The 15,879-nt window shown below is 73.4% G+C and carries 17 protein-coding genes; 5 read left to right on the top strand and 12 right to left on the bottom strand.

What is annotated here, in order from left to right:
• Positions 1-9: 9 nt before the first annotated feature.
• The 5 genes from V6V47_RS06895 to V6V47_RS06875 all read left to right on the top strand — a co-directional run bounded on the left by V6V47_RS06895 (position 10) and on the right by V6V47_RS06875 (position 3,809).
• The gene (locus V6V47_RS06895) at positions 10-993 is read left to right on the top strand and encodes a carbohydrate ABC transporter permease (protein WP_334627179.1); all 984 of its coding nucleotides are present in this window, start codon (positions 10-12) and stop codon (positions 991-993) included.
• The gene (locus V6V47_RS06890; protein WP_334627301.1) at positions 993-1,868 is read left to right on the top strand and encodes a carbohydrate ABC transporter permease; all 876 of its coding nucleotides are present in this window, start codon (positions 993-995) and stop codon (positions 1,866-1,868) included. Before V6V47_RS06895 ends, V6V47_RS06890 begins: the two co-directional genes overlap by 1 nt.
• Positions 1,852-2,481 (top strand): hypothetical protein, encoded by a 630-nt coding sequence (locus V6V47_RS06885; RefSeq protein WP_334627178.1) that lies wholly within the window; start codon positions 1,852-1,854, stop codon positions 2,479-2,481. Before V6V47_RS06890 ends, V6V47_RS06885 begins: the two co-directional genes overlap by 17 nt.
• Entirely contained in the window at positions 2,478-3,332 is an 855-nt protein-coding gene (locus tag V6V47_RS06880) for a PmoA family protein (protein ID WP_334627177.1), read from the top strand. Before V6V47_RS06885 ends, V6V47_RS06880 begins: the two co-directional genes overlap by 4 nt.
• Positions 3,333-3,434: 102 nt before the next feature.
• The gene (locus V6V47_RS06875) at positions 3,435-3,809 is read left to right on the top strand and encodes a cupin domain-containing protein (RefSeq protein WP_334627176.1); all 375 of its coding nucleotides are present in this window, start codon (positions 3,435-3,437) and stop codon (positions 3,807-3,809) included.
• Between the two features lie 12 nt (positions 3,810-3,821).
• On the opposite strand, the gene V6V47_RS06870 is transcribed toward V6V47_RS06875, so the two are convergent.
• The 12 genes from V6V47_RS06870 to V6V47_RS06815 form a co-directional block, all read right to left on the bottom strand.
• Positions 3,822-4,577, bottom strand: a complete 756-nt coding sequence (locus V6V47_RS06870; RefSeq protein WP_334627175.1) for a hypothetical protein — start codon at positions 4,575-4,577, stop codon at positions 3,822-3,824.
• A gap of 26 nt (positions 4,578-4,603) precedes the next feature.
• Positions 4,604-5,065 carry a hypothetical protein gene (locus tag V6V47_RS06865; protein ID WP_334627174.1) on the bottom strand — a complete coding sequence of 154 codons (462 nt, stop codon included), beginning with the start codon at positions 5,063-5,065 and terminating at the stop codon, positions 4,604-4,606.
• Positions 5,062-5,991 (bottom strand): hypothetical protein, encoded by a 930-nt coding sequence (locus V6V47_RS06860; RefSeq protein ID WP_334627173.1) that lies wholly within the window; start codon positions 5,989-5,991, stop codon positions 5,062-5,064. The genes V6V47_RS06865 and V6V47_RS06860 overlap by 4 nt, the downstream gene beginning before the upstream one ends.
• Positions 5,988-6,503: a phage tail protein gene (locus V6V47_RS06855; RefSeq protein WP_334627171.1), complete on the bottom strand. Its 516-nt coding sequence runs from the start codon at positions 6,501-6,503 to the stop codon at positions 5,988-5,990. The genes V6V47_RS06860 and V6V47_RS06855 overlap by 4 nt, the downstream gene beginning before the upstream one ends.
• The gene (locus tag V6V47_RS06850; RefSeq protein ID WP_334627169.1) at positions 6,484-9,120 is read right to left on the bottom strand and encodes a putative baseplate assembly protein; all 2,637 of its coding nucleotides are present in this window, start codon (positions 9,118-9,120) and stop codon (positions 6,484-6,486) included. The genes V6V47_RS06855 and V6V47_RS06850 overlap by 20 nt, the downstream gene beginning before the upstream one ends.
• The gene (locus V6V47_RS06845) at positions 9,117-9,551 is read right to left on the bottom strand and encodes a GPW/gp25 family protein (protein WP_334627168.1); all 435 of its coding nucleotides are present in this window, start codon (positions 9,549-9,551) and stop codon (positions 9,117-9,119) included. Before V6V47_RS06845 ends, V6V47_RS06850 begins: the two co-directional genes overlap by 4 nt.
• Positions 9,548-9,886: a hypothetical protein gene (locus V6V47_RS06840; RefSeq protein ID WP_334627167.1), complete on the bottom strand. Its 339-nt coding sequence runs from the start codon at positions 9,884-9,886 to the stop codon at positions 9,548-9,550. The genes V6V47_RS06845 and V6V47_RS06840 overlap by 4 nt, the downstream gene beginning before the upstream one ends.
• Positions 9,886-11,487, bottom strand: a complete 1,602-nt coding sequence (locus V6V47_RS06835) for a phage baseplate assembly protein V (protein ID WP_334627166.1) — start codon at positions 11,485-11,487, stop codon at positions 9,886-9,888. The genes V6V47_RS06840 and V6V47_RS06835 overlap by 1 nt, the downstream gene beginning before the upstream one ends.
• Entirely contained in the window at positions 11,484-12,383 is a 900-nt protein-coding gene (locus V6V47_RS06830) for a CIS tube protein (RefSeq protein WP_334627165.1), read from the bottom strand. The genes V6V47_RS06835 and V6V47_RS06830 overlap by 4 nt, the downstream gene beginning before the upstream one ends.
• Complete coding sequence (locus V6V47_RS06825) at positions 12,383-12,706, bottom strand: hypothetical protein (protein WP_334627164.1); 324 nt, start codon at positions 12,704-12,706, stop codon at positions 12,383-12,385. The genes V6V47_RS06830 and V6V47_RS06825 overlap by 1 nt, the downstream gene beginning before the upstream one ends.
• Positions 12,707-14,117: 1,411 nt before the next feature.
• Positions 14,118-14,603 carry a phage tail protein gene (locus V6V47_RS06820; protein WP_334627163.1) on the bottom strand — a complete coding sequence of 162 codons (486 nt, stop codon included), beginning with the start codon at positions 14,601-14,603 and terminating at the stop codon, positions 14,118-14,120.
• A 1-nt stretch (position 14,604) separates the two neighbouring features.
• Positions 14,605-15,873, bottom strand: a complete 1,269-nt coding sequence (locus tag V6V47_RS06815) for a phage tail sheath family protein (protein ID WP_334627161.1) — start codon at positions 15,871-15,873, stop codon at positions 14,605-14,607.
• Between the last annotated feature and the right edge of the window lie 6 nt (positions 15,874-15,879).

The raw sequence follows: 15,879 nt of genomic DNA, 5'->3' as shown, positions 1-15,879 counted from the left end.
GAGCTGTTCGTGGCGTTGACCACGGCACCCGACCCGACCCGACGTGGCCCCGGATCCGCCCGGGCCCACGCCGAGGGGCGTGGGCCCGAACGTCTCCGGCACAGCGAAGGTCTGGCGGGGTACGTCTTCCTGTCGCCGTGGCTCATCGGCCTGATGGGTGTCACGGCGATCCCCATGCTGCTGTCGCTCTACCTGAGCTTCACCAACTACGACATTCTCACCCCGTTCTCCGAGGTGGAATGGGTGGGGCTGGCCAACTACGAGCGGATGTTCACCGCCGACCCGTCGTACTGGCACGCGGTCCGGGTCACCCTGACCTTCGCGCTGGTCGCCGTACCGCTGAAGCTGGCGGCGGCGCTCGGCGTGGCGCTGCTGCTCAACCGCGCCTGGCGTGGGGTCGGGGTGTTCCGTGGGCTGTTCTACCTGCCGTCGCTGCTCGGCGGCAGCGTCGCGCTGGCCATCGTCTGGGTCAACATGTTCAACCGCGACGGCGCGTTCAACTCGCTGCTGAGCCTGTTCGGCATCGAGGGCAAACCCTGGGTCAACGACCCGGACTGGGCTCTGCAGACCCTGATGGTGCTGGCCATCTGGCAGTTCGGCGCACCGATGGTGATCTTCCTGGCCGGGCTGAAGCAGGTGCCCACCGAGCTGTACGAGGCCGCGTCGGTCGACGGCGCCGGCCGGTTCCGCAAGTTCCGCAACGTCACCCTGCCGATGCTCTCCCCGGTGATCTTCTTCAACCTGGTGCTGGAGACGATCAACGGCTTCCAGGGCTTCACCGCCGCATTCGTGCTCAGTAACGGCACCGGCGGCCCGGTCGACTCGACCCTGATGTACACGCTCAACCTCTACATCACCGGCTTCACCGACCTGCAGATGGGCTACGCCTCGGCGATGGCCTGGGTCTTCCTGCTCGCCATCGCGGTGATCACCGCGATCTTCTTCAGCACCGGGCGGTTCTGGGTGCACTACTCCGACGGGGAGGACCGGTGATGGTGGCGGTGACCCAGGCACCGGTCGCCCAGCGACGCCCGAGCGGGCGGCCGGTGCTGCGGCTGCTGATCCTGCTGGCGATCGTCGCCGTGGTGCTCTACCCGCTGATCTGGATGGTGGGCACGTCGGTGAAGTCCCAGGAGGAGATCGTCAACAACGTCGGGCTGCTGCCCGAGCGGTTCACCCCGGGCAACTACACCGCCGGGTGGTCCAACTTCGACGTCAGCTTCGGCCGGTTCTTCCTCAACAGCGTCATGGTCAGCCTGCTCACCGTGGTCGGCAACGGCATCTCCTGCCTGCTGGCCGCGTACGCCTTCGCCCGGCTGCGGTTCCGGCTGCGCGGGATGTGGTTCGCCGTGATGATCGGCACGCTGCTGCTGCCGCAACACGTGCTGATCGTGCCGCAGTACATCCTCTTCCGCACCCTGGGTCTGGTCGGTGGGGAGTGGCCGTACCTGCCGCTGCTGATCCCGCAGTTCCTGGCCACCGAGGCGTTCTTCGTCTTCCTGATGGTGCAGTTCATGCGGGGCGTCCCCCGCGAGCTGGACGAGGCGGCCCGGATCGACGGCGCCGGGCCGTTCGGCATCTTCCGGCACGTCATCCTGCCGCTGAGCCGGCCCGCGCTGGTCACCACGGCGATCTTCTCGTTCATCTGGACCTGGAACGACTTCTTCCGGCAGTTGGTCTTCCTCTCCCAACTGGAGGACTACACGGTGCCGGTCGCGCTGACCCTGTTCATCGACTCCACCAGCCAGAGCGCGGTCGGGCCGATGTTCGCCATGTCGGTGCTGTCGCTGCTGCCGGTCTTCCTGTTCTTCGTCGCGTTCCAGCGGATGCTCGTCGAGGGGATCAACACCAGTGGCATCAAGGGCTGAGTCGACGGACACCGGCGAGCGGCGGGACTGGCGCGACGTCGTCCGCGACGCCGCCGACCTGGCCCTGCTCGGCATCCTGCTGACGCTGGCGGCGGCACCGCTGGTCACCGCCGCCGCCGCGGTCGGCACGGCCAGTGCCGCGGTGCACGACTGGACGCGTACCGGCAGTTGGCCGCCGGCCGGGGCGACTCTGCGCCGGTTCGGCCGGTCGATGCTGCCCAGCGTGCCGGTCAGCCTGCTCGCCCTCGCCGTGGCCGGTCTGCTCGCCGCCGACCTGGCCGCGCTGGCCACCGGTCGGGTGCCGGGCGGCCCGCCGGCGCTACTGGTGACCGCGCTGGTCGCGGCCGGCCTCGCCGGGTACGCCGGGCTGGTCGTCGTCGAGGTGGGCGGCAACGGGGGCGGGCGGTGGCGGACGGCGGCCCGGTCCGCCGCCCGCGCCTGCCTCGACGCGCCCGCCCGCTGGGCGGCGCTCGCCGGTGTGACCACGCTGGCCGGGCTGCTCGCCGCCCTCGTGACCCCGGTCGCGGTGCCGATCCTCGCCGGCTACACCGTGGCCGCCCTGTACGCCGTCGCCGGTCGCCGGCCGGTCCCCGCACACCCGGAGCTGCCATGACCAGCGAAGAGCCCGCGCGACTGTTGGTCGACGACACCGAGGTCGCCCGGTACGTGCTCGACCCTGAGGTGGACGCGCGGCACGGACCCCGGCCGCACCTGCACCCGGTGCGCACCCTGGCCGGCACGGTGGTCACCGACGCGCAGCCCGCCGACCACGTGTGGCACCTCGGCGCCTCCCTCGCGGTGCAGGACGTCAACGGCGCCAACCTCTGGGGCGGGCGCACCTACGTCCGCGACGTCGGCTACACCTGGCGCGACGACCACGGGCGGATCGCGCACGCCGGCTGGACCGATCGGGCCGCGGACCGGCTGGCGCACCGGCTGGAGTGGCGTGACCGCGCGGGGGCGGTGCTGCTCACCGAGCGTCGCCGCATCGCCGCCGTGCCGCTGGGCGGGGCCGTGCCGGCCTGGCGGCTGGAGTTCGACTACACGCTGACCGCCCCGCCCGGGCAGGACGTGCGACTGGGCAGCCCAGGCACCAACGGCCGCCCCGACCGGGCCGGCTACGGCGGCTTCTTCTGGCGGGCGGTCTCGGCCGACCCGGCGTCGGCGTTCGGTGCCACGGTGACGGGGGAGGAAGCGGTCAACGGCTCCGCCGAGCCGTGGGTCGCGCTGTGCGGCACCGGGCCGGACGGCCGGGCGTACACCCTGGTCTTCACGGGTCTCGGCGACGGCGACCTGTGGTTCGTGCGGGCCGGGATGTATCCGGGTGTGGGGGTGGCGTTCGCGTTCGAGCGGCCGGTCACCATCGCGGCCGGCACCGAGCGGCGGGGCCGGCACTCGGTGGTCGTCGCCGACGGCGTCCTGGATCCCGCCACCGCGGCGGCCCTCGCCGGGGGCGCCGGGTGACGGCAAGGGCATCCTCGCCCCGGACGGGTCCGCAGCCCCTTATTCTCAAGCGGCTGTGACCGGAGCGTATGCCGTCCGCGCGACGGCTCGTAGGGGGCCGTGATGGGCGGAAAGGATCGACCCGAGGGCATCAGCCCGACGGCGGTGGAGGGAGCGCCGGGGTTGTGGCGCGTCGATCTACAGAGACACGATCTCAGCATCCCCGGACGCGAGGTCGTCCAGAGTCGGGTGGAGTTCACGCCGGACTCCCCGCCGTTCAAGCACTTCCATCCCGGCGAAGAGATCATCTGCGTTCTCCAGGGTTCCCTGGAGTACACGCTCGAGGGTCAGGCACCCGTGGTGTGCAACGTCGGTGATGCTCTGACCGTGCCCTACGGGGTCCACCACCAGGCGCGCAACGTCGGCAGCGGCGTCGCGGTCGAACTGGCCACGTACGTCGTCGAGAAGGGTAAGCCGCTGTTGACCAAGGTCGAGTGAGCATCGCCCTTCTCAGCGGGCCGGCAGGGCGGCCGTGACCCGGATGGCCTTGACGATCGCCGGGATCGACCCGATCAGCAGCACCAACCCCCAGATGATGGCGATCACCGCGAAGACCAAAGCCGCGACGTCGTCGATGATGCTCACCAGGATCACGGGCAGCAGGTTGTGCAGGAACTCCAGCACGACCGTGCAGAGCAGGGTGGTGAGGATCAGCAGGACGAGGCCCTTGTTCTGCAGGAAGCGCGGTTGGGCCAGCACCAGCAGCCCGGCCCAGAGCAGCTTGAGCAGCAGCACCAGCCCGAGCAGCACCGACGCCTCGCCGACCGGGAAGTACCCCCACAGGGCCAGGTAGGCCAGCGTGCCGAACGGCACGGCCAGGAACAGCGACACCATGATCATTAGTTCGATGAACGCGATGATCAGCGCGATCAGCCCGACGATGATCAGGATGATCGAGAAGATCAGGGTGGCGACGCCCTGCACCCGGCCCTGGACCCGCTCGGGCAGCAGCATGCCCAGGCAGAAGAGCCCGGTGCTCCAGACCGCCACGGCGTCGATCAGCGCCAGGTAACCGGTGCCCCGACCGGACGGCTCACTGACGCCGGACACCCCGTCGAGCTCCACGTCCAGAGATCCGGCGCTGTCGGCCAGGGCCGCGCCGGCGTTGGCGCCACCGAGCAGCAGCCCCGAGCCCAGCTCCACCCCGATCGCCAGGACGACGGCGAGCATCGCCAGCAGCAGGAACGGCTTACGCAGGTCACCCACGTCGGTGCCTCCCTCTCGATGCTCACTCAGGACGTGGCGACGGTGACCGTGCAGCCACCGAGGCTGGGACAGCGCACGGACACCTCGGTGGCCTCGTCGACGGCGACCTTCGCCACCGCGCCGGTGCCGTCCGAGGCCGGCTCGACCTCGTCCCGGATGGTCAGGTCGGCGTCGCCGGGCGCCGGCGCGCTGACCGTGAACCGCGCAGCGCTGCGCAGCACCAGGGTGCGCAGGCCGCCCGGGTCGGCGACCCGCAGCACGCAACTGCCGGAGAAGACCAGCCGACCGGGCTCCTCGAAGCAGTCCGCGCTGACCGTGGCCGGGTCCACCGAAGAGCGCTCGCCGCCCAGCGCGCCCAGCCAGTCGACCAGCCCGTGCCTGGCCCCCGGGTCGCCCTGGTCGTCGCGGCCGGTGCCGACCGCGACCACGAACAGCGCCACCAGCAGTACGGCGAGCGCCGCCAGCAGCGCCTTCTGCCGGCCGCTCATCGCGCGGCGGCCGGCGTCACGACCTCGCTGAACCGGATCTGGTCGACGCCGGCGAAGTAGCTGGGGGTGCCCTGCGTCTTGCCGACCACCAACAGCGTGACCTGGTGCGCGCCCTTGGTGAGCTGGACCGTGCCGACGTCCAGGAAATCCGTCTTCTGCACGGTCGGGCTGAAGCCGAGGAACGTGCCCCCGACCTGGCCGCCGTCGATGACGAAGACGGTGTTGGCGTAGTCGAGGGAGGTGGTGCGGACGGCGGCGAAGCGCCACCTGCCGTCCGCCGGGATCTGCACCGTCACGGTGACCTGATCGCCGATCGCCAGCCCCGTGAAGAAGAGCTGCTTGTCCCCGGACCAGGTCACCCCGCAGCAGTTGGGCTGCGCGCCCACGGCCGCCTTGCTGTTCTGCGGCGACTTGACCACCGCGGCGTCCACCAGGCTCTCCGCCTCGACGGTGACCACCCGCGGCTCGCCAGGGGCCGGGTCGCCGCCGCGGGTCAGCAGGACCACCCCCACGGTCACCACCACCAGCACCAGTGCCGCCGCCGCGGCGATCCAGGGCCAGGGCGTACGCCGAGGCGGGGCGACCGCCCGCACCTCGTAGGTGACCCGGCCGCTGGACCGGGAACTCTCCTCCGGGGCGGTGTTCGCCGAGTACGCGAACCCGGTCATGTCGTAGCGCCGGGGCGGGGTGCCCGCCGGCACGGTGAGCTTGACCAGGAACGACACCGAGCCCTGCCCGGGTACCACCCGCTGTGGCTCGGTGACGGTGAACCAGGCCCGCTGGGAGCCGTCGCCGGGCGCGATGTCGAACACCACCGTGTCCGGCGCGTTGCCCGGGTTCGAGACGGTGAAGGTCAGCTCGCCGGCGTTACGCGGGTCAAGGGTGAACTGCTCGGCGGCGGCGACGACCGCCCATTCGGTGGTCATGACGACTCCTCTGCGACGACTATCTCGACGGTGGCCGAGGCGGGCTTCTCCGCCTCGACGATGCGGGTGATCACGGCGAGCTGGCCGGCGGCGACCGCCGGCACCCGCACCACGACGTGGAACGGCTGATCCGCGGGTTCGTCGATCGCGAAACCACTCAACCCGGTGGCCAGCTCGAGAGCCCTCCGCATGCCGTACGGGGTGCCCCGCCACCGGGCCAGCAGCGCCCCGTTGGCCACCAGGTCCCGCAGCCGACCTACCGGCAGCGGCAGCGGTGCGTCCGGCCGGGGCGAGGCCACAACGTGATCCATGGCCACCCAACGGGTCAGCTGCACCACCAACCCGTCCGGCGCCCGGTACGGGTCGAACAGGGCGTCCACCTCGGCGAGGATCGCCTCGTCCGGGGCGTGCAGCCCTTCCATCACCTCCAGCAGCGCCCAGAGCACGCTGCCCGGCACGCAGGCCCGCTGGTACGCGGCGGGCAGCAGCCGTTCAATCGCCGAGCGTCGCATCCTGCCGCACCACCTCGATGTCGTGCTCGCCGGAGCAGAGCAGCCAGGTGTCAGGGACGGTCACCACGTCGGCGGTGGCCTGGTTGGCGCTGGGGATCCAGTCGACCGCGTTGGCGCTGCGGAACACGCCGCTTCCGCCGGCGGCCAGGACCAGCCGCTCCGCCGCCGGTGTGCCGGCGCCCGTCGTCGCGCCGCCCGCGTGGCCGCTCACCGCGATCGCGTCCACCGGCACGAACCGGGTCCGGTCCCGCAGTGGCAACCCGCAGTTGACCATCACGGATTGCCACTGCGGCTGGGTGGCCAGCGTGTCCAGTCGCAGCACCCCGCCGCTCTGCGTGGCCGCCACCGCCTGCTGGCCGGCGAACGCGAGATCCCGACAGGTGCCACCGATCCAGCCGGCCTGCACCGACTGCCACTTCACATCGGACTCGAACAGTCGGGTGCGGTGACAGCCCTGGCCGGGCTTCTTCGGGTCCGGCTCGCCCGCGCCGCTCCACAGCAGCGTGGCCGGGCCGTCGTACTGCACCGCCAACACCCGGTTGTCGACGTTCGACAGGCCGACGTGGGTGAAGCTGCCGGGCCGTCCGCCCGCCGTCGACAGGTACACCCCGAAGCTCGCCTGCGCGGCCACCGCCACACCGGGCGCCCCGCGCTCGGAGACGAACGCGCGCACCGCGTAGAAGCCCCGGTCCGCGTCGGACGGGTCGACCAGGATCTGCAACGGCACCGCGCCGGGCAGCAGCGACACCTCGTACAGGCCGGTGTCGGTGGCCACCAGCAGCGCGCCCGCGCCGTCCCGGTCGATCCACGCCACGTCGGAGATCCGCGAGTCCAGGTCGGTGAGCAGGGACCACGTCTCGCCCAGGTCGGTGCTCAGGTGCACCCGCGAGCCGCCGGAGGCGCGCACCGTCACCACGGCTACCGAGCCGGGACGCGGCACGATTCCCGGCCGTACCGGCGCGGGCGCGGGCGCCACCCGTACCACCGTCTCGTCGTCGAACCGGCCGGCCGGCTCCCAGCCCGCCCCGGCGTTGCTGGAGCGGAACAGCACCGGCCCCCGCCCGGCGTACCAGGTGCGCGGCTGGTACTGGTCGACGGCGAGGGCGCGCACCTCGGCGTCGGGCGCCTCGTCGACCACGAACCGGACCGATTCGACGTAGCGCACGCCCGGCTCGGCGTGCTCCAGCAGCCGGTACACGTTGGACGCCCGCAGCGGCTCGCCGAACGGCCAGCCGGTCGGGTTGAGCACGGTGGGCAGCGGGCTGAGAGTCTGGTGCAGCCGGTCGTGGATGCGCTGGCGGACCGCGTCCACGTCCTCCTCCCGCCGGACCACCACCCGGGCCTGGATCGAGACCGCCTTCAACCGGACCCAGGTCGCGCGCGACTGGATGCCGACCATCCGGCGCTGCTCCAGATCCGCCTCGACCCGCCGGCGTGCCTCGGGCACCTCGTGCTCGCGCAGCACCGACACCGGCAGTCGGCCACCCGGGCGAGCCGACTCCGGCACGTACGGCACCAGCACCACCTCGACCTCACCCGGGCGGGCGAAGCTGTACACGGCGGCGCGGGTGAACGCCCGGGCCCGGGCCACCGCGCCGGAGCTGGTGGCCAGGACCTCGAAGTCCCTCGCCGTGACCGCCCGCTGCTGGGCGAAGAACTCATACGGGCCGCGCAGCAGCACCGACTCCAGCGCCTCCATCTCCCGGCCGCCCGCCGCCGGCGCGGGGTTGTCCACCCGTACCCCGGGCAGCGGGTCGCGCAGGCTGGTCAGCGTGCCCGCGGCCACGTTGCCGGTCGGACCACCGCCAGCCCGGTACCAGAGCCGGATCTGCCGTCCCGCCGGCGGCACCGCCGCCACGGTCACCGGCGACTGGGCGGCGCTGGCCGGCTCGGTGGGGGACCGCAGGTCGAGGGCGGGTGCGAAGGTGACGGTCCCCGAGCAGCGGTCGACCAGGTACACCTTGGCCTGCGGCCCGACCCCGGCGAAGCTGTCCACCGGCCGCCAGATCTCGAACGTGCGGCCCTCGTGCTCGCGGGCCGCCGCACCGAGCTCCACCGTGCCGGCCGGCACCTCCACCCCGAGCAGCAGGTCCAGTTGCTCGGCGGTGTACGCCAGCGGAGCCCGCGCGGCCCGCAGCACCTGGCCCGGCTGGCCGGTGCCGGTGCCGAGCAGCTCCGCCTCGACCGGCTCGCAGTGGTGCATCCGTACCGTCACCGACGCCTCGCCGGCGGGCAGGAGCGCCGGCTCGGTGGTGACGAACACGACCGGCCGGGGATCGGCGCCCCGGGCCGCCGCGACCCGCAGGCCGGCCGGGATCCGCACCGCGCCCCGATCGGTGCCGCTGCGGGTGAACTGGACGTCCGCCCAGGCCGCGGTGGGCGCGTGCCGGGTCACCCCGAGCAGATTCAGAAACGAGACGTACGCCTTCTCCGGCAACTGGTTCAGCCGGTAGATCATCACCTCGGTCAGGTGCGCGAACGCCTCCACCAACGCCATGCCCGGGTCGTGCGCCGACAGGTCGGTCCAGGCCGGGCAGGACTGCCGGATCCGTTCCCGGGCCTCGGTGACCAGGTCGAGAAACCCGCGGTCGTCCAGGTGCGGCACGGGCAGCGTCATGAGGATCCTCCCTGCGCCGGTTCGTCGATGGGCAGCAGGTCCACGGAGAAGACCAACTGCCCGGGGGTCAGGCTGGCCCGGACCCGGTAGTCCAACCGGATCACCAGCCGCCACGCGTCGTCCGGGTCCGGCCCGGCGTCCACGTCGATCACCTCGACGCGGGGCTCCCAGCGGGCGATGGCCTGCCGGACGTAGTGGATGGCCAGCCCGGCGGTGGTGTCGTCGTTGGGCGCGAAGACCAACCGGTGCAGCCGGGAGCCGTACCCGGGCCGCATCAGCCGCTCGCCCGGTGTCGTCGACAGGAGCAGAAACAGCGCCTGGCGTACGCTCTCGTCGCCCTCGGTCATCGCCAGGCCGCCGGCCGCGGTGAGCGCCAGCCCGCCGTTGCGGCCGGCGTCGAAGCCGGCGCCGACGAAACGGAACGCCCTCATCGGTCCGCCGCCAGGAACTGCTGGCGCGGGTCACGCACCAGGTGGTGGACCAGTCCCGGCGGTGTGCCGTCGGTGAACCCCTCCAGGTGCGACAGCAGGATCTTGTGCCCGTCGACCCGCAGCCAGTCGCTGTAACCGACCCGGACGTTCACCGTCTTGCCGCACGGCTTGATCGTCGGGCCGTAGTTGGGGCAGGCCGTGATGTCGCGCCCGACCGGGTCGTCGTCCACCAGCACCGGTACGCCGGTGATGGTCACCCACTCCTGCGACGGCTCGTTCTCGACCCGGCCGTCGTGGTCGCAGGTGATCACCGAGTCGCGGTGGATCCAGCGCATCAGCCGCCTCCTTCGTGGTGTGCGCGGGCGAGCGAACGGGCCCGTTCGGCCGCGGTGGTCGGGTCCTCGGTCGACTCGGCGTGCAGGAAGTCCACGCTGCGGGCCCGCACCACCAGGGCCCGGCCGGGCGCGGAGATCACCAGATCGGTCGCCGCATGCAGGGTGGCCAGGTCGGGCGTGAGCTCCAGCCAACTGCCCGCCTCGGTGGCCAACCGCAGGCTGCGCTGGACGTCGTCGACGACGATCGACTGCCCGCCCTTGGTGCGCAGCGTCCAGCGGCGGGACTGGCCGTCGTCGATGCCCGCGTCGTACGGCTCGACCGCGCCGAACAGCGAGCCGAGCACGATGCCCGACGCCGGCTCGCCGCCGGGCAGCACCACCAGCACGGTGTCGTCGGGGTCGGGTAGTGCCACCAAGCCCTTGCCGCGCCCGGCGCCGGGGCAGAGCACGCCGAGCCACCCGGCGTCCAAATCGCCGTAGGCCGGCAGGGTCAGCCGGACCCGGCCCAGCCCGTCCGGGTCGGCGACGTCGGTGACGGTGCCGAGGGTGACCACCGCGCCGGCCGCCCCACCCGAGGTGTTCGCGGGCGCTGCCGGCGGCACGGTGGAGAACCGGGTCAGGTGCCCGTCGCCGTCCACGGTGTGCACCACCTCGGTCAGCACGTACCCGCCAGCGACCGGGTCGGGCACGCCGGCCAGGTCGATCCGCCGGCCCGGTCGCAGCGCCGGATCGCCCTCGGCCACGCCCTCCGCGGTGACCAGCGCGGCGGCCCGGGTGTCCAGCCGGGCCTGGGCCAACGCGGCCAACTCGTCGTCGCTGCGGCCGGGCTGGTCGACGGCGGTGCGTACCCCGTCGGCGCCCACGTCGGCCGGGTCCGGGCGATCGCCGGCCGGCCGGCCGCAGCGCGCCTCGTCGGCCTGCTGGCTGATCGGTTCGGCCCGCTGCGGATGCCAACCCAGGGCGGCGCTGGCACCGCTGGCCTGGTCCAGGTTGGTAGCCAGCCGCAGCGTGTGTACGCCCGCCCCGAGGGTCAACGCGACCGGCTCCCCGTACCCGGCGAGGGTGATCAGCCGAACCGTGTCACCGTCGGCGGCCAGGTGCAGCCCGGCCCGGCCGGTCACCTCGCGCAGCAGCTCCAGATCGCTGTGCCGGTGCTGGAGCAGCCGCTCCAGCCGTGGCCCGTCGGTCTCCGCCGCCACGGCCAGCCCGACCTCGCCGCACAGCTCCTCGGCCAGTTCGGCGGCGGTCACCGAGGTGAAGGCCCGCAACCCCTGTCGCTTACGCAGCCGGTGCAGTGCGTCGTACGCGCGGATGCGCAGCACCGCCGCGCCGTCGGCGGCGTACTCGATCTCGACACAGGTGACCTCTCCGGTGAACAGCGCGTCGGCATGCTCGTCGAGCCGGACGTCGAGCGTCGTGCCGGGGCGGACCGCCGGGTCGAACGCGCCGATCCCGGCGGTGGTGGCGAGCACCAGCTCGGCCTGGGTGGGCTGGTCGAGCCGGGCGGCCACCCGCAGGGAGCGGACCCGCTGACGGGCCGCGCCGGACAGTTCGTTCCCGTCCAGCAGGACGGTCAGGGCCCGGGGCGCAACGCTGGTCATGGCGTACCCCCTGTTCCGGTGACGCCGGTCGGTGCCGGCCCGGCCGGTGTTCCGGTCGCCGATCCCCAGGCCGCCGGCGCGGTCGCGATAGAGGCGCCCACGAAGGACGCGCCCACCGCTCCGGCCACCGCCCGGGCGACCCCGGCCACCGCGCCGGCCAGCGTCGAGCCGGCGCCGGCCGGTGGGCCGGGCGGCGGGACGGCCAACGTGGTGCCGGCCGGCACCGCCAGGGGGTCGGTGATCCGGTTGTGCTCGGCCAGCAGCCGCCAGCGCAGCGGCGAGCCGAGCGCGTCGTTGGCCAGCAGGTCGAAGCGCACCCCCGAGCGGCCCGGCTCGGCGGCGCCGTCACCGGCGGCGACCACGGCGCTGCCCGGAGCGGCGGTCGGGGTGCTCGCGGCGGCCAACTCCTCCTCGAAGCCGGCCTGCGCCTGATCGGCCGTCTCGGCGGCCCGGACCAGCTTGAGCCGCAGCCAGGAGCGCCGAGGCGAGCCGGTGCCGGTGAACGCGTCGAACCGCTCGGCCACCGCGATGATCACGCCGGGCACGTTCCAGGTCTTGCCCCAGACCAGCCGGACCAGCGGCGGTCGCAGCCAGCCGTGCTCGGCGGTGGAGTTCTCCGCGAGCATCCACAGCGGACGCGTCAACACCCGCACGTCGGCCGGGCGGATCTGCGCCTCCACGAAGTCCACGTCGAAGAGCAGGTCCAGCACCAGTTCGGTACGACCGCCGCCGGTGAACACCAGCGGGTCGTCGGCCAGCCCGGACCCGGTGAGCTGGCCACCGGCGACACCCCTCTGGCGTACGCCGGCGAGCCGGGTCACCTGCACGGTCTCCGGGTTGAGCAGGCAGTCCACCCGTTCCCCGGAGGAGTCGATGAGGAAGGCGACGCGTTCCATCAGTCGCCCGCCTGTTCCCGGTCCAGTCGGCCCAGCTCGGTCGCGTCGAGCGCGGCGTCCGGCACGCTCCACAGCGGTCGGTCGTCCGGCAGCGCCGGCCACAGGTCGCTGGTCACCGCTGCCCGTTCGCCGCCGGCCGCCGCGCCGGCGCTCTGTGTGGGCCACGACGGGTCGTCCGGGAGCGCCGGCCAGGGTCCACTGCTGGCGGTACGCGCCGCGTCGAGCGCGGTACCGCCGGTCGCGTACCCCGCACCCGCCGCGCGTGTCCACCCGATCGGCCTGCGGCCCGGGGCGGCCCTGCCCAGGTCCTGGCCGTTCGCCACGTCACCCGCCCCTGCTGTCCACCCCGGTCGTCCACCGCCGCCGTCGAGTCCGCTCGGACCGGCGGCAGACCCGCCTCGGGTGCCGTGCCCGCCGGCCGCGCCTGCGCGCCTGCTGGCCCCGGACCTGGGCCCGCTGGCCCCGGATCCGCGCGCGCTGAGCCCGCTCCAGCCGCCGCCGACCCTGCTCGGGTCGCCCCCGAACCTCCTCGGGCCACCCGCGAACCCGTTCTGGTCGCCTGCGGTCCCGTTCCGGTCAGCGTCGAACCCGGTCTGGTGGCGCCCGAACCCGTGGTGGCCGTCCCCGCTGGCGCCGGGCCTGTCCCCGCTGGCCCCGAGGGCGCCCCCGTCCGCCGTGGCGCGCGTGCTCTCGCTTCGCACCGCCTCGAATCCGTCCGTCGCGCCCCGCAGTCCGTCGTCGCTCGACGCGGCAGAAGGTCCTGGAAGGAAGCGGCCCTTCCAGGGGCGGGAACCTTCCAGGATCGGCCCGTCGGGCCCGGGTGCGGGGGTCAGGTGGGAGACCGATGGGGTCGTTCCGAGGGAGTGGTGACCGGCGGCGTTGCCGTAGGAGGGTCCGAGGGCGGAGGGCCCTGGGACCGCTGGCCGGATCAGCGGTCGGGCCGGTGCCGCGGCTTCTCCCGCCCGTCCGGCACCCGCCAGCCCGCCAACGGCACCGACCCCGCCCGACCCACCCGGTCCTGTCGACGAACCGAACCCGGTCGGCGAGTCGAACCGACGGCGCAAGCGCATTCCGGCCGACCTCGATCGGCCGGCCACGGTGCCGTCCGGCGTGCCGAACCCCTCCGCCCCGTCGAACGCCGCACCGGTGCCGTCGACACCAGCGCCGTAGCCGCCAGCCGCCCCGAGCCTGCCGGCGCCACCGTACGAGCCGGCGCCACCGGGCAGGCCGCTGCCGCCCGAAGCGGCGCCACCGTGCCCGGCACCACCGAGCCCGTCGGCCGCCCCGGACGACCTGTCCGACCTCCTGGCACTCGTCGGCTGCCACCACCCGAACCCGCCCGCGCTCCCCAGTGCGCGAGCACCACGAGCGCGCCCACGGGCGTCGTACCCGCCGGGCCCGCCGGGCTCGGACGACGGATCAGCGCCCGAGCCCGGTTGGCCGGCGGACCCCGCCCAGTCCGCCGGCCCGTCGACGCCGGGGCGGTCACTGCGCCCGCCCTCGGTCAGGCCGCCGACAGGCCCGGTCGAGGGGTCCTCGAGTTCCAGGTCACGGAGCAGGCCGGGGGCGTGCGCGGCGACCAGGTCCAGCCAGTGCCGCGGTGGTTCCCCGGAGCGGCGCGGCGCCGCCACGAGGGCGTCCGACGGTTGGTGCCCGACCGGGCCGGCGGGCTCGACGCGGCCGGCGAGGCGCTGCACCGCTCCGGCCGCCGAGCGCAGTCGGCCGGCCAGCCAGCTACGCGGGGGTCGGCGCGGTGGCACCGCCGGACTCCAGTTCCAGACCCTCGTAGCGCAGCGTCAGCGATGCGATGGCGATCTCGTGGCTCAGCGTGTTGAGGTGCGCGCCGCGCCACCGGGTCGGCCAGGCGTCGATCAGGTTCCAGCGCAGCACCTCGGCGGTGCCCACGGAGTCCAGCAGCACCACCGAGACGTTGCGGCGGCTGAGCGTGCCCTTGGCGGTGGCGTTCACCCAGTCCCAGAGCTCCCGGGAGGCGGTGAGCCCGAAGTGCAGCGTCACCGGCTCGTACTCGGCCTGGCCCGGCACCATCCGCATCCGGCCGAGGCCGTGCTCCCGGTACGGCTGCCCGGGGATGTTCAGCTCCAGCCCACTCATCTCGGTGAAGTGGCCGTTGGTGACGCCGTTGATGAGCAGCCGGAAGTTGTACGCCCGGTACGGGTCGACCGGCGCGCCCGGCTGGGGGGTGGCTGTGGTGGGCGGCATGTCAGCCTCCAATCGTCTCGGTCTCGGTGCCGCCGGCCCACTGGCTCAGCTTGAACACCACGAATTCGGCGGGCTTGACCACGGCGATACCGATGTGGGCGATCACCATGCCCGCGTCGCGGACCTCCACCGGGTTGGTCTCCTCGTCGCACTTGACGAAGAACGCCTCTTCCTCGTTGCGGCCCAGCAACGCGCCGTCGCGCCACACCCGGGTCAGGAACGCGCCGATGTCCCGCCGGATGGAGCGCCAGAGCGTGAAGTCGTTGGGCTCGAACACCATCCACCGGGTGCCGTTGGCGATGGCCTGCTCGATGGCGATGGAGAGTCGGCGTACGTTGAGATAGCGCCACTCGCTGGCCTCGGCGGCGAGCGTACGGGCGCCCCAGACGCGGATGCCCTCGCCGGCGAAGTAGCGGATCACGTTGACGCCCTTGGGGTTGAGCACGTCGTGCTCCGGTCGGGTGACCAGGTAGCCCAGGTCGACCGCGCCGCGTACCGGCTCGTTGGCCGGCGCCTTGTGCACCCCGCGCAGAGCGTCGGTGCGAGCCCAGATGCCGGCCAGGTGCCCGCTCGGCGGGGTGAGTTCCAACTCCCCGGTGATGGGGTCACGGACGCGGATCCACGGGTAGTAGAAGGTGCCGAACTCGGACTGCCGGGGCCGGTACGCCGTACCCTCGCCCGCCGATCCGCCCGACGCCCCGGCGCTGGCCGAACCGCCGGAACCCGAGCCGGACCCGGACGAGCCGGCTCCCTCGGCGGGCTTGGGAGGCTTGCCGGAGGACGGCGTGGCGACCTTGGTCAGCGCGGAGATGTCGTCGATGTCCGGTGCGGGGTCGCAGATCGCCACCATGGTGCGGGTCCGCTCGGCCATGCTCAGCAGCGCCTCGTGCGACACCACGTCGTGGAAACCGGGCGCGGCCAGGATCGAGATCTCGTCGATCGCCTCCAGCAACTGCAGGCCGCCGCGCCGCTGCCCGGTCCCGGTGATCGCGCCGCCCTCGCCGACGTTGACCACCCAGCAGCGGGCGCCCCCGTTGTCCAGGAAGCCGAAGACCGCCCGGGCGAGGGGGGTGCTCTCCGCCGGTTCCCCGCCGGCGAAGAGCCGCAGGAACTCGGTCCAGTTGTTGACCGGCACCGCCCTGCCCAGTTGGGCGGAGCGGTCCGGGGCGACGCCGACGAAGGCGGCGATGCTGGTGCTCGCCGGTCCGATCGGTCGGGCGCCGCTGGGGACCTCCTCGACGTAGATGCCGGGGGAGAAGTAGCTGGGCATCGGTCC

It is taken from the genome of Micromonospora sp. CPCC 205539 (assembly GCF_036906815.1).
Lineage (GTDB): Bacteria > Actinomycetota > Actinomycetes > Mycobacteriales > Micromonosporaceae > Micromonospora.
Note: the sequence above shows the minus strand (reverse complement) of the source record. Positions and strands in the feature narration are given on the sequence as shown.

Excerpts from the sequence above, each read along its gene's own strand:
- V6V47_RS06875 (WP_334627176.1), top strand. The coding sequence starts at position 3,435 with ATGGGCGGAAAGGATCGACCCGAGGGCATCAGCCCGACGGCGGTGGAG.
- V6V47_RS06855 (WP_334627171.1), bottom strand. The coding sequence starts at position 6,503 with ATGCGACGCTCGGCGATTGAACGGCTGCTGCCCGCCGCGTACCAGCGG.
- V6V47_RS06845 (WP_334627168.1), bottom strand. The coding sequence starts at position 9,551 with ATGAGGGCGTTCCGTTTCGTCGGCGCCGGCTTCGACGCCGGCCGCAAC.
- V6V47_RS06830 (WP_334627165.1), bottom strand. The coding sequence starts at position 12,383 with ATGGAACGCGTCGCCTTCCTCATCGACTCCTCCGGGGAACGGGTGGAC.
- V6V47_RS06850 (WP_334627169.1), bottom strand. The coding sequence starts at position 9,120 with ATGACGCTGCCCGTGCCGCACCTGGACGACCGCGGGTTTCTCGACCTG.
- V6V47_RS06815 (WP_334627161.1), bottom strand. The coding sequence starts at position 15,873 with ATGCCCAGCTACTTCTCCCCCGGCATCTACGTCGAGGAGGTCCCCAGC.
- V6V47_RS06880 (WP_334627177.1), top strand. The coding sequence starts at position 2,478 with ATGACCAGCGAAGAGCCCGCGCGACTGTTGGTCGACGACACCGAGGTC.
- V6V47_RS06835 (WP_334627166.1), bottom strand. The coding sequence starts at position 11,487 with ATGACCAGCGTTGCGCCCCGGGCCCTGACCGTCCTGCTGGACGGGAAC.
- V6V47_RS06890 (WP_334627301.1), top strand. The coding sequence starts at position 993 with ATGGTGGCGGTGACCCAGGCACCGGTCGCCCAGCGACGCCCGAGCGGG.
- V6V47_RS06840 (WP_334627167.1), bottom strand. The coding sequence starts at position 9,886 with ATGCGCTGGATCCACCGCGACTCGGTGATCACCTGCGACCACGACGGC.
- V6V47_RS06860 (WP_334627173.1), bottom strand. The coding sequence starts at position 5,991 with ATGACCACCGAATGGGCGGTCGTCGCCGCCGCCGAGCAGTTCACCCTT.
- V6V47_RS06865 (WP_334627174.1), bottom strand. The coding sequence starts at position 5,065 with ATGAGCGGCCGGCAGAAGGCGCTGCTGGCGGCGCTCGCCGTACTGCTG.
- V6V47_RS06820 (WP_334627163.1), bottom strand. The coding sequence starts at position 14,603 with ATGCCGCCCACCACAGCCACCCCCCAGCCGGGCGCGCCGGTCGACCCG.